Genomic DNA, 12,756 nt, shown 5'->3' on the forward strand with positions numbered 1-12,756 from the left:
AGCACGCCGCCAGCGTTCGTCCTGAGCCAGGATCAAACTCTCAATTAAAAGTTTAATCTTAGCTTACTCAAATAAAAATTGCTGGTTTACTTAAATGTACTTATATATTCTGTTCAATTTTCAAAGACCATTTTCTTCCACAACTTTCGTTGTAACTTTTTGTTTTTTGCTGTCACCCTCAAGCGACTTACTTAGTTTATCACTTGATTTTGATATTGTCAATAACTTTTTTTAATCTTTCAAACTCTTTTTTCAAAAGGTTTTTCTCAGATTCTCTTAAGTTGTTTACATGTCTTAGCGACGTGTTTTATCTTAACATATAAACTTATGTTGATTATTAAAAAATTTACCTTCTGTCGAATTTAAATTTATAATACGCTTGTATTCTCTATATTTCTTCTTTTTTCTATTATTGATACACTAGGATTAGTTAATTGTATTCTATCCTCATAATCATAATATTTTATCAATTTTCATGTTTAAATTAAAAATATCTACTTATATTCACTAATAAGAAATATAGCTATATCCGCAAATAAAATATTTATATTTATTTCTGTTATAAAAAATAATCTCCATAAAACTTAAGTCTTATTAACCCAGCTTTAATGTTATATAGTTAAATTTATCGTATTAATATTAACTTATATGAATTTTTTCAGCCTATTTAATTACTTTTCGAACTCTTCTTTTAGAATATAATAAGTTGCATGATCCATCCACTTCCCATTAATTAAAAGATATTTTTCATTTATCCCAGCCATCTTAAATCCACATCCAGTTAATACACCTATTGATTTTTCGTTATTAACCAAAGCTGACGCTTCTATTCTGTGAAGTTCACATTCATCAAATGCATACTTTAAAAAAAGATTGACACTTTCCTTCATGTATCCTTTTCCTTGTTCATCTTCATCTATAGAATAGCCTAACACTCCACTTTTAAGTGATCCATGTAAAATTCTAGAAAGCTTTATCTTTCCGATTAATTTTTCTTCTTTGAAAATCCCTAACTCAATAGTTACACCATTTAAAAACTCTCTATAATTTTTATTTAGTATTTTTGTTTGATTTTCTACAGTATAAAAAGTACTATCTTTAGTAGGTTCAAAAGGTTCTAAATGTTTTTTGTTCTTTTCATAATACTCTAATAGACCTTCTGCATTGCCAGCAGTTAAATTTTTGAGAATTACATTTGGTCCTTCTAATTCAACCAGAGAATATTTGCTCATCAAATTATATTCTTTTCTTGTTATTCCAAAAGATAATTCATCAAAATATTCACCTTTTAAATATTGATTTTGACTAAATATTCCTTCTAAAGTAAATCCTAAATCTATAAATGCATTAAAATCTATTGTTTCAATAACTCTGATATTTACTTTAAAAATGTTTGCATCTTTGAATGTTGCTTTTAAAATAAGAGACAAGGTATCACTTAATAGCTCATAATCATATTCTCTATAAAACTTAAGATTTATATCACAAGTTTTACTTTGACTATTTAATTCTGATGTGCTGAATCTACCAACAATAATATCACTCTTATCTTTTACCAAATATTCTGTTTGACTTGATTTATCTGATTGTATTTTTACACTAAAATCTGATTCCATATAGCTCTCCCCTAATTTACAAATTATATATTTTTACTACACTATTATTTGTTTACACTCAGATCCTTTTCACTTAAGATTGTTTTCAAAAATAATCATTCAACAATTATATTAAATTTCCTTTGGGTATTTTCTAAATTCCATTCTTCAACTTTTTAATAAACATACTCATTATATTACTTATACTTACATAAAACATATAATAATACAATTTTATTTTTAGAAAACTTACTCATCACTTCTACGCACATGCTATATTTTTGCAATATAATATACAAAATAATGACCCCATAACAACTTTTCTTAATGATTGTATTATAGGATCATCATTTCGTCTTATTCAGTTTATATATTACTTTTATTAGATATACTTATAAGCGTAATTTATCTTAAGATTTTCATAATAAATAATAAGAATCAAAATATTGTATGTTGTGATTATAATTGTAAATAAATCCTCCGAATATTTAATTAACAAGAATTATTTTTTACAGAATGAGAGTTATTTAATTTATTTCTAATATATCTTTTATAACTTCTCCTCCAATTATCATCCCTGCAACAGGTGGAACAAAAGATATGCTTCCTGGTATTTGTCTCTTAATTGCGCATTTTTTAGTTCCACCTGTGCAGACACAACCTGTTTTGCAAGTAACAACATCATATACTGGTTTTATTGGCACTTCTTCTGAGTATACAACTTTTAATTTTTCTACACCTCTTTTTCTTAATTCATGTCGCATAACCTTTGCTAATGGACATACTTTTGTTTTAAATACATCTGTAACCTTAAATTGAGTTGGATCTAATTTATTTCCTGTCCCCATAGAACTGATTATTCTTATACCTTTTTTATAACAATATTCAGCCAAACCTAATTTTGCTGAAACTGTATCTATTGCATCAACAACATAATCAACATCATCAGATATTATTTCTGCTATATTTTCTTGTGTAACAAAAACTTCTTGCGCTATAACTTTACAATTTCTATTTATAGATTCTATTCTTGCTTTCATTACTTCTACTTTGGATTTGCTTATAGTATCATACGTAGCATGGACCTGCCTATTTAAGTTTGTTAAACAAACAGTATCATCATCGATAATAGTTAATTCTCCAACACCAGCTCTTGCAAGTGCTTCAATAGTATAACTCCCTACTCCTCCTACTCCAAAAATAACAACCTTACTATTTGTTAATTTATCTAATCCATCTTTACCTATTAAAAGTTCAGTTCTTGATAAAGAATGTTGTGCTGTCATAAGTTCCTCTCCTTTAAATATTTTCTGTGTGATTATATATATTTTTAATATATAAACTTTAACTAATTTGCTACATTGAAACATATGTGCAGTAAATAAATATATGCATTACTAATGGACATATACACAAGTACAAATTTTTCGAAAGAATCATTTTACAACATATAATGTAATCCATTTATTGTATATCTCTTGAGCATTTACTACTATTATAACATAAATATAGTTCAAACTTAATCATATAACTAATACATATGTTACAATTTTAAATCTACAATAAAATTGATTGTTTTTGAATTTGAATATATTATTTATTCTAGCAGATATTATAGCCTATTTTTAATTATTAAATTTAATATTCTATCCACAATATTTTTTTCTTTTTTAATATTATACACATAATTCACAATATGTTGTTGATAATTTTTATTATTGCCCAATATATTGTGGATTAATTCTATTTATCGTTATAATTTTAGTATTTTCTCTGTTAAATTTGTAAATTAATGATTATAATATTAAGTAATGTTATGTATATTAAATGAACATGCTCATTTAAGGTTGTATTATATATAAATATTGCAATACATATATTTTAGCTTGTTTATACTTAAAATACTTTCACAATAGTAACGTTTAGTATACATAAGCTGCATATTTTAGGAGGATTGTTTTATATGACTATTGGTATAATTGCTGCTATGGCAGAAGAATTGGAAATTTTATTAAAAGACTTAACACTTGAAGAAAAAAAAGAAAAAGCTAACATGACTTTTCATAGAGGCAGCTTATATGGTAAATATGTTGTCGCTGTAGTTTGTGGAATTGGTAAAGTTAACTCAGCTATTTGCACTCAAATATTAGTTTCTGAATACAACGTTGATAGAGTTATAAATGTTGGAGTTGCAGGTGGAATCGGTAAAGATATATATCCTGGTGATATAGTTGTTGCTGAAAATTTAGTTCAACATGATATGGATACTACAGCTTTTGGTGATAAAATGGGACAAATTCCGAGACTTGATACTTTTGATTTTAAATGCGATGAAAAAATGGTTGCCTTCGCCAAAAAAGCATGTGAAGAAATTCCTGAATTAAACAGTTTTATCGGAAGAATTGCTTCTGGAGATCAATTCGTTGCTAATATTGAAAAAATTCAATGGCTTGATAAAGAATTCGGAGCAATTTCTTGTGAAATGGAAGGTGCTAGTATTGCGCAAGTTTGTTACTTAAATTCAATTCCCTTTGTAGTTATCAGATCAATTTCTGATAATGCAAATAATGGAGCTCATATGGATTACCAAAAATTCATTCCAGTTGCAGTTAAAAATTCAACTAGAATATTAAAGCAAATGCTTGAAATGATGTAAAAAACAATAGTAAGGGGACAGTATATAGTTTTGTGTAAAAATACAACTATATACTGCCCCCTTATTCAAATTAAACTTTCTTATTCATTTTATTTTTTTATCACACTTTACATAGTGAATATTTCACGCCTATGCTTTACTAATTAAATTAATTATCTATAGCATATATGTTCCAATTACATTTCTACATAATATATTATTTGTAGCTGATTGTAATTGTAAGTTTTTAAATGTAGATTTACTATTTCAATATTGATATGTAATTAATTCTAAAACTCAATCTTTCTCTTATAAATTAAAATTCCTTAATTCATCTTGAAGTTTATGCGATATTTCTTGTAAATTGCTTGCATATTGAGTAAGTTCATCCATAGTTGCACTAACCTCTTCCGCTGATGCTGTAACTTCTTGTGATATAGATGCAGATTCTTCTGATATTGCTGCTATATTTTGAATTTGTGAATTTACTTCTTCTCTGTTTGAGTGCATCTTCTCATTTAACTCATTAATATTCTCTATAGCTCCACTTAATGGTATTATAGAATCAACTATCTTATTGAATATATCTTCGGTTTCTTTTATTGCTCTTCCTTGTGCCTGTGACATTTCCTTACTTTCTTCCATTGCTTCATGAGCATTACCTGCGCTAGTGTTTATTTCTGAAATAATTGCTTTTATTTGGTCTGTAGATGTTTTAGACTCTTCTGCTAACTTTCTAATTTCCTCTGCAACTACTGCAAATCCTTTTCCAGCTTCTCCAGCTCTTGCCGCTTCTATACTAGCATTTAATGCTAAGAGGTTAGTTTGTTCTGTAATACTGGCTATTGCATTTGACATATAATTTATTTTATCTATGCTCTTCGTCATTTCGTTAACCATATTGGCAGATTGGATAGCATTTTCTTTAGCCATACTAGCTTTATTTATTAAATCCTTAAGTATAATAAGTCCTTGATTACTTAGCTTTTCTGTCTCGTTTGATAACTCATTTATATGATTTGTATGTTTGCCAACTTCATCTATTCTATCGGATAATTCCCCAACACTTCCTGCTACTTCTGTAGATGATTGTGCTTGATTTGTAGCTCCATTTGCAACTTCTTGTATAGCATTTGAAACTTCTGATATTGAAGCTGTAGTTTCTTTTGACATACTTGATATATTTACAGATGCTTCAAGTAAATCTGATGATGTATTTTGAACATTCTTCATTAACTTAGAAACATTTCCTATCATAAAATTAAAATCTTGTCCAAGTTCTCCAAATTCATCTTTTGCTGTAACATTTACTCTTGCAGTGAAATCGCCATCTGCAACTTTGCTAAGAGATTTCTTTATCTTATTTATTTCTCTCATTAAATATAAAGTCGCCAAAACCCCTATAGCTATACCAACAATTGCACATATCATTGTTGATATGACTACTGCAACTCTCATAATAGAAACATTATCAGTTACTTCTTTACTATCAATAATCCCAATCATTTTCCAACCAGTTATATTATTAGTTTGTTGGCATACATAAAAAGATTTTCCTTTGTTTTCTAAAGAATATACTCCACGTTCCTCATTTTTAGCTGAATCCCAAAATGATAAATTTCCAATACTATTTTCTATGTCTTTGTTTTTATCATTATTTGCTATAATGTCACCATCTTTATCTACCAGTAAGATAAATCCTGTGTTTAATAATTCTATATCCCCAACATATTTTTTTATAGAATCTAGAGACATATCAATTACTACAACACCTAAAAATTGTCCCTTATCATCTTTTACCGCTTGAGCAACAGTCATAACTTGTTGTCCAGTAACTTTATCTTTATATGGTTTTATATACACAGGCTTTCCATTAGCTTCTTTTGCATTTATGTACCAATCTCTCTCCTTATAATTAAAATCCTTTATATTTAATACACTACTATCTAATACAATTTCACCATATTCTCCTGCATAGCCTGCATTAATAACACCATCAATTGAACTCTTAATATCGCCAAAAACTCCTTGAATATATTGAGCTGTAAGTGTATGGTCAGCTTCTGAATTGGATAAATCTCTTATATCAGAATTTTTTGATACTATATTCATTTCTGTATCTATTATTCCAAGATACTGCGAAAATCCCTTATCAACTTCTTTAATTGTCTGTATACTTGTTGTTTTTAAATTATTTTCTAACACAGATTTTGATTTAATTATAGATATCTCTCCTGTTACTAATATTGGTACTACGATCATCAAAATAATTCCAATTACTATTTTTCTAAATAATTTGCTACTTTTTTTCATTTACACATCTCCTTATATAATTTTTAATTTCCGAATTTATATATGTTCTAAAAAGTTTATTCATTTAAATTTGCTGTACATTTTTAACAATTTGAATAAGTTAATTCTGCAAACTATGAATTTTATTAATTAGAACTTATATATATACTTTTTTAGTAAATATAAGCTTATAAAAATACATATTATCAATCTAACAACATAAAAAATATCTTTTATGTATTTCTATACTGCTAATATTTATACATAATATAATATTACTCTATAAATATCATATTTCACAATATTTATACGTCGAAATTAATCACTGTAAAGGTTATCTTCTCTTTTTTTCTCTTTCCATTGTCAATTTTCGTATTAAATATGTATTTTTATACAAAAACAAGTCTAAATATTTATATAAAATAGAATGTTTTTTATATTTTATCCAGAAGAGTTCAACATACTAATAGGCATTAAAAATAGCTATCTAAAAATGAATATTAATAACACTTTTAGATAGCTTAAAATTTCACTATTTATATTATGATATACCTATTTCCATGATATACTTACATTTTTTCTTGGAGCCGTTCTAATAAATTTTACATTTGGATAACCAATAACCATACAAGTTACTATTTCTTTATTACCTTCGAGTCCAAGTATTTTTCTAATTTTTTCATCTCCTTGTGCTGCCAATGCAAAGAACCCACTGAAGAATGTTCCAAGCCCTTGAGCATTTGTCATAAGTTCCATATTAGAAGAAGCCAGCCCTCCGTTAATTGAAGATTCTGATACTACAAGAATTAACGCAGGTGCATTGAAAAATAATTTATCATTCATCTTAGGATTTTCTCTGTATTCATTGTACATTCTTATCCACAACTCTGCATATCTTTTAAAGGGTAAGGTTTGTGGATTTAAATTTTTAAGAAGTTCTTCTCCTCTGTTTTTAAGATTTTCTAATACCATTTCTTTTAATTGTTCAATATTATCCTTAACCACTATATACGAAACGTTTTGAGCATTAGTTGCAGTTTGAGTAAATCTTCCTGCTTCTATTATTTTTAAGAGTTTTTCTGTTTCTACATCTTTGTCTTTAAATTGTCTTACACTTCTTCTAAATTTTATAAAGTTTAATAGATTATCTGACTCTATTTTAAATTTAGCTTCATTGTATTCTTCTACTTCTTCCATATCATATTCATCTGTAGATACTGCGCTTTTAGGGCAAACAGCTATACAATGTCCACATTTCATACATGTGACATTATTTATTTTCGCTTTCCTATCAACTACTTCTATACAATTAAGGAAACAATCTTTAACACAAATTCCACACCCAATACACTTTTCACTATTTACATTCATCATAATATAATTAACTCCTTTATTATAAGTTATTTTTATATATATTTTAATTTTACATATATACTTATCTAAGATATAGTTTTTATTACTATATTACTACATATATTTTTTAAATTTAAATCCTATTACAATTTACTAATTCCTCAACTAACGTTTCAATTGCCTTTTCTCTTTCTTCTTTATTATAAAAATCAAAACCAGTTTCATCTTTTATCTTTTCTGCTTTTAAAAATATGTAATTTATATATCCTGCAATTAAATAATTTTTAATCGAAAGCTTATGTTTATTGTCTCCATAAAGTTCTTCAAGACACCTATTATATGATTCTTCTGAACTTAACAAATGCGCTGCTACCTGATTATTTTCTAAATCGTCTAAAATTGCAATCTTTGAAATTTCAGAATTACTTGCAATAAAATTTACAACCTCTTTTAGTATAATAGTAAGACGCTTAATTGATGGTTCATTTTCCCTAGTTTTCATTTTTTCACCTAATGATTTCGTGGCACAGTTCATAACTTTTTTCACCGCTAAACGGATTAAATTATCTTTACTTTGAAAATGATAATTTACCATTCCATTACCAACTTCTGCAGTTTCAGTAATATCCTTAACTGTAATTTCACTTGGTTTTTTCCCCATACAAATCATTTTAATGGTAACATCTATAAGCCTTTCCTTTGCATCATTTTCACCCATACTCTCACCTCCATTTTTAGCCTTATACACCTTTTGAATGATATACTGTATGTCATTCAGTATATCATTCAAACTTTATTTGTCAAGTCACGAAGTAAATATGTTTAGCATCAAAACTTAAACGAACAAAAATACTCCCTTCATAGAAACAGTTTTATTATTTTAACTATCTACTATAAAGGAAGCATATCATTTTACAACATTTTTTTCTTTTCTTATTTATTACTTTCTATTTTAAATGTACTGATTAAGTTAAGTAGATCCTCTGACATTACGCTTAAAGAAGTTGCTGAATTTGTTACGCCTTCCATAGTTGCCAATTGTTCTTCAGTGGAAGCAGATACATTTTGAGTTCCATCTGCTGATGTTTTAGAAATCTGTTCAATTATATCAAAAGCTGTTACTAATTTGTCTGTACCTTCACTCATGTGTTTCGATGCTTTTGAAACTTCCCCAATTGTATTTCTAACCTCATTAATGGAATTTTGTATCATATCAAAAGATGTACCAGCTGCATAAACAGTCTCAATTCCATCTTTAACCTCCTTTTCACCTTCCTCAACAGCTGCTATAGTCTTAGTAGTCTTGTCCAATATAGTTTTTACAACCTCTGATACTTGTTTGCCTGATGCTGCTGTTTGCTCCGCTAATTTACTTACTTCTGAAGCTACAACCGCAAATCCTCTTCCTGCCTCTCCTGCTCTTGCAGCCTCTATAGATGCATTTAGTGAAAGCAAGTTAGTTTGTTCTGCAATATTAGTAATAATTCCTATAATTTGATTAATCTTATTAGATTGATTTCCAAGTTCACGAACAGCTTGTGCTATATCAGCTACAATATTTTGAATAGAATTCATTTGTTCTATTGTTTTTTGAACTGCCATATTTCCTTCTAATATAACCTCTGACGCCTTTACCACTTGTCTACTTACATTTTGTGCTCTTGAATTAATCTCATTAGCCTGATCATTCATCTTATGGGCTGATTCAACACTCTCTTGAATACTCTCAACCTGACGTTCCGTTCCACTAGCTAAACTTTGAGTAATATTTGCAACATATTTAGTAACTTTACTAGTTTCTGCAGCTCCAATTGTCATTTCTTCAGCTGATATTGCTACCTTTGAAGCTGCTATACTCATTTCTGAAATCAGCTTCCTTAAATTATTAGTCATCTTATTAAATGCCTGCACTAATTCACTAATTTCATCATTGCTTTTTATTTTAATTTGTATTTCATTAGTTGTAAGATCCCCCTCTGCAATTTTAGATGCTGTTTCTGATAATAACTTAATTGGTTTTGAAATTAAGTTACTAATCCAATATGCAATACTTAACCCTAATAATAAAGTAATAATAGTAATAATACTAATAATTAGCTTTGCAGAATTTATTATTTTTTTTGTATCTTCAATCTCCTTATTTAAAATCGCTTCTTGATTTTGAATAAACTTACCTGATGTTTCACTAAATTTTTGAATTAATGGACCTTGAGCTTCAGCATTTTTTGTATATTTATCTACACTATTCTTTCTTTTATCATCTATCATTTGATCTGCTGCAATAACATATTGCTCTTGAATTAAATCTAATCCCTGCAAAATTTGCCAGCTATCTTTACCTTTTATAAGTTCACTTATTTTCTTGCTCTTTTCATTATAAGTATCAAATGCTTTCTGATAAGTTTTCAAATAATTGGACTCACCAGTTAAAAGAAAATAATTAACACTAGACTGTTCCTCACTAATAGCATTATTTAAATCTTTAATATTACTTACAATTGTTGTACTATTATTTATTAATTGTGTATATGTAGTATTAATTTTACTTGTTAATATATAATTACTCACTGATATGACAATTAAAAATATTAATACTGCGGAAAATCCACCATATAGTTTTTTTCTAATACTCATCCTCATCTTTAACTACTCTCCTTTAACACCACTTAAAATTTTATTAGCTCCTGTTCGGAAATTTTTAGCTGATTCCTCAGGTGTAATTTCTCCTTTCAATATTTGCGTAGATAATCTTGCAAAAAGAGAATTAACATTCCCTGATGTATTAGGAGTAGGTGGGTCTGATGGACTTGGATTTTCTTTAATATATTTCATAAGCAAATACTGCTGTTTATCAGCTTCACTTAGTTTTTGTTCAACACTTGCACTAACTTTTTCTGAAATTGGAACTCCACGTTCTCCTTTCAAAATATCATTTGCATCTAAATCATTTGTAATAAAATTTATAAATTCCACAGCTTCTTTTTTATGCTTAGAATATGCTGAAACACTAAAGAACATTGATGGTCTAACACAACTAGTTATTTTTCCTTTTGTATATGAAGGCACTGATATTATTTTCATAACAGTCTTGGCAGTTTTACTTAGTCCTGCTACACCATTACTAACCCCCCACCAAATTGCGGATTTTCCTGATGTAAGTAAAACATTCTTATCGTTCAATACGTCAGGTGCAATAAGTCCTTCATCTAACCATTTTTTTTGGATTTTAAAATAATCTTCATAGATTTTATCATCTTCATAGCCAAGTGCTGTTCCTTTTGAATTAAAATATGTACTTTCTCTAGATCTAACATATGTATTGAAATCAACAAAATTCGCTAATGGATAAAAGTCTTCATCTTTTATTTGAGTTTTTAATTTTTTTGCTACCTCATATAATTCATCATAAGTATAGCCTAATTTGGGAATATCAATCCCTGCTTTTTCAAAAACTAATGGATTTACTGCTATACAATAAGCATTAATTCCTAAAGGAACTCCATATAATTGATTATTATCAATACCATCTTCTAAATATAATTTATCAACATCTGAAAGATTTAAGATATTTTGATCAATATATGGATTTAAGGGTTCAAATAAATCACGCAATGCATAATTATGAATAAAATCATAATTAGTTTGAATAATATCTGGTATTTCTTCATCTGCTGTGTTCATGGCTAAATTTACTTTTATATCCGTAGTACTTGAATACATTTTCGTTTCAAACTTCACATTAGAATGCTTTTGTTGAAACAATTCAATTGCTTTTTGAGTTAATTCTTTTCGTTGATCATTTCCCCACAATATTAATTTTAAAGTTACAGGTTCAGTATTATCTACTTTATTCTCATGTGTATCAATAACTTTGCTACATCCAGCACTCCCAAATGATATCGTTATCATAAAAACCATAAAAAAAAGGTAGCTTAATATTCTTTTCATTTTAATCTCTCCTTGTTATTGTAATTTAAATCAGTATTATATCAATTCATAATTTTATAATGATTACTCATTACATTTATTAATTATTTATCGACATAATATAAAAAAACTTTATTCTGTATTTTTCTTATTTATATAATATTATCCATTATTTCCTCTTTTACTCCACAAAAATCATTTTTCAACTAATCACTGCAAATATTTTATGTTCAAATTTAAAACAATTTAAACTTTTCGACTAATTTATATACATAAAAAAAACAGATAAGATTCTCAATAGATCTTATCTGCATAATTTTCACATATTGCTAAAGCTACATTTATTTAAGATACTTTAATATCACAAGTAAATTGACATATAATAATACCAATGATATAATTTAAAATTATATATATATTTTTATAATACCACATATAAGCGTAAATGTCAATACTTTTTTGAAAGGAAGTTTTAAAATGGACAATTCTCTTAATTTATTTCAAAATAACTCATTAGAAAAACAAATCTTCAGTGAGATAATTTCTTGTAATACTGTTACAAAAGAATACGGATTAATATTACGTGATGAAGATGTAAAAGAACTGCTACAAACAAGAACTGAAACTTTAAATAAAAATGGACGAATTGAATTTAATGGTGGAATAATAAATAAAATTATTTTGAGCTTTTGTGACTCACCTTATATATCCCAATACAATTATACCTCTACAATAAATGAATTAGTAGAAATCTTCTATAATTATAAAAATGAAACCCTAGACTCTATAAGCGATGATGAATTAATAGAAATTATGAAGAATTTTTTTGACAATTATTGTAAAGGTTCCTTAGAACTATTAGAGGGAAAAGTATTATATAAGATTGCTGATAACATACGAAATGGCATTAAAGATTATATTGATATTAATTCTGAAAAGGAATGATAGGTAATA

At 27.3% G+C, this 12,756-nt stretch carries 9 protein-coding genes; 2 read left to right on the plus strand and 7 right to left on the minus strand.

The features are described from left to right. Positions 1-671: 671 nt before the first annotated feature. The gene (locus CLPUN_RS03525) at positions 672-1,616 is read right to left on the minus strand and encodes a GNAT family N-acetyltransferase (RefSeq protein WP_077845997.1); all 945 of its coding nucleotides are present in this window, start codon (positions 1,614-1,616) and stop codon (positions 672-674) included. Between the two features lie 506 nt (positions 1,617-2,122). Then, positions 2,123-2,881, minus strand: coding sequence for a tRNA threonylcarbamoyladenosine dehydratase (locus tag CLPUN_RS03530; RefSeq protein WP_077845998.1), 759 nt, complete (start codon positions 2,879-2,881; stop codon positions 2,123-2,125). A 677-nt stretch (positions 2,882-3,558) separates the two neighbouring features. Between CLPUN_RS03530 and CLPUN_RS03535 the strand changes: the two genes are divergently transcribed. Next, complete coding sequence (locus CLPUN_RS03535; RefSeq protein ID WP_077845999.1) at positions 3,559-4,251, plus strand: 5'-methylthioadenosine/adenosylhomocysteine nucleosidase; 693 nt, start codon at positions 3,559-3,561, stop codon at positions 4,249-4,251. Between the two features lie 288 nt (positions 4,252-4,539). On the opposite strand, the gene CLPUN_RS03540 is transcribed toward CLPUN_RS03535, so the two are convergent. From CLPUN_RS03540 to CLPUN_RS03560, 5 genes are all read right to left on the minus strand, one after another. After that, positions 4,540-6,543, minus strand: coding sequence for a methyl-accepting chemotaxis protein (locus CLPUN_RS03540; RefSeq protein WP_077846000.1), 2,004 nt, complete (start codon positions 6,541-6,543; stop codon positions 4,540-4,542). A 531-nt stretch (positions 6,544-7,074) separates the two neighbouring features. After that, complete coding sequence (locus CLPUN_RS03545) at positions 7,075-7,896, minus strand: nitroreductase family protein (protein WP_077846001.1); 822 nt, start codon at positions 7,894-7,896, stop codon at positions 7,075-7,077. A gap of 112 nt (positions 7,897-8,008) precedes the next feature. Further along, on the minus strand, positions 8,009-8,593 hold the full coding sequence (locus CLPUN_RS03550) for a TetR/AcrR family transcriptional regulator (protein ID WP_077846002.1): 585 nt from the start codon (positions 8,591-8,593) through the stop codon (positions 8,009-8,011). A 215-nt stretch (positions 8,594-8,808) separates the two neighbouring features. Continuing rightward, positions 8,809-10,515, minus strand: a complete 1,707-nt coding sequence (locus CLPUN_RS03555; protein WP_077846003.1) for a methyl-accepting chemotaxis protein — start codon at positions 10,513-10,515, stop codon at positions 8,809-8,811. A gap of 6 nt (positions 10,516-10,521) precedes the next feature. Further along, the gene (locus tag CLPUN_RS03560) at positions 10,522-11,823 is read right to left on the minus strand and encodes an ABC transporter substrate-binding protein (RefSeq protein WP_077846004.1); all 1,302 of its coding nucleotides are present in this window, start codon (positions 11,821-11,823) and stop codon (positions 10,522-10,524) included. Between the two features lie 456 nt (positions 11,824-12,279). Between CLPUN_RS03560 and CLPUN_RS03565 the strand changes: the two genes are divergently transcribed. Further along, on the plus strand, positions 12,280-12,747 hold the full coding sequence (locus CLPUN_RS03565) for a DUF6323 family protein (protein WP_077846005.1): 468 nt from the start codon (positions 12,280-12,282) through the stop codon (positions 12,745-12,747). The last annotated feature ends 9 nt before the right edge of the window (positions 12,748-12,756 follow it).

Source organism: Clostridium puniceum (assembly GCF_002006345.1).
Classification (GTDB): domain Bacteria; phylum Bacillota; class Clostridia; order Clostridiales; family Clostridiaceae; genus Clostridium; species Clostridium puniceum.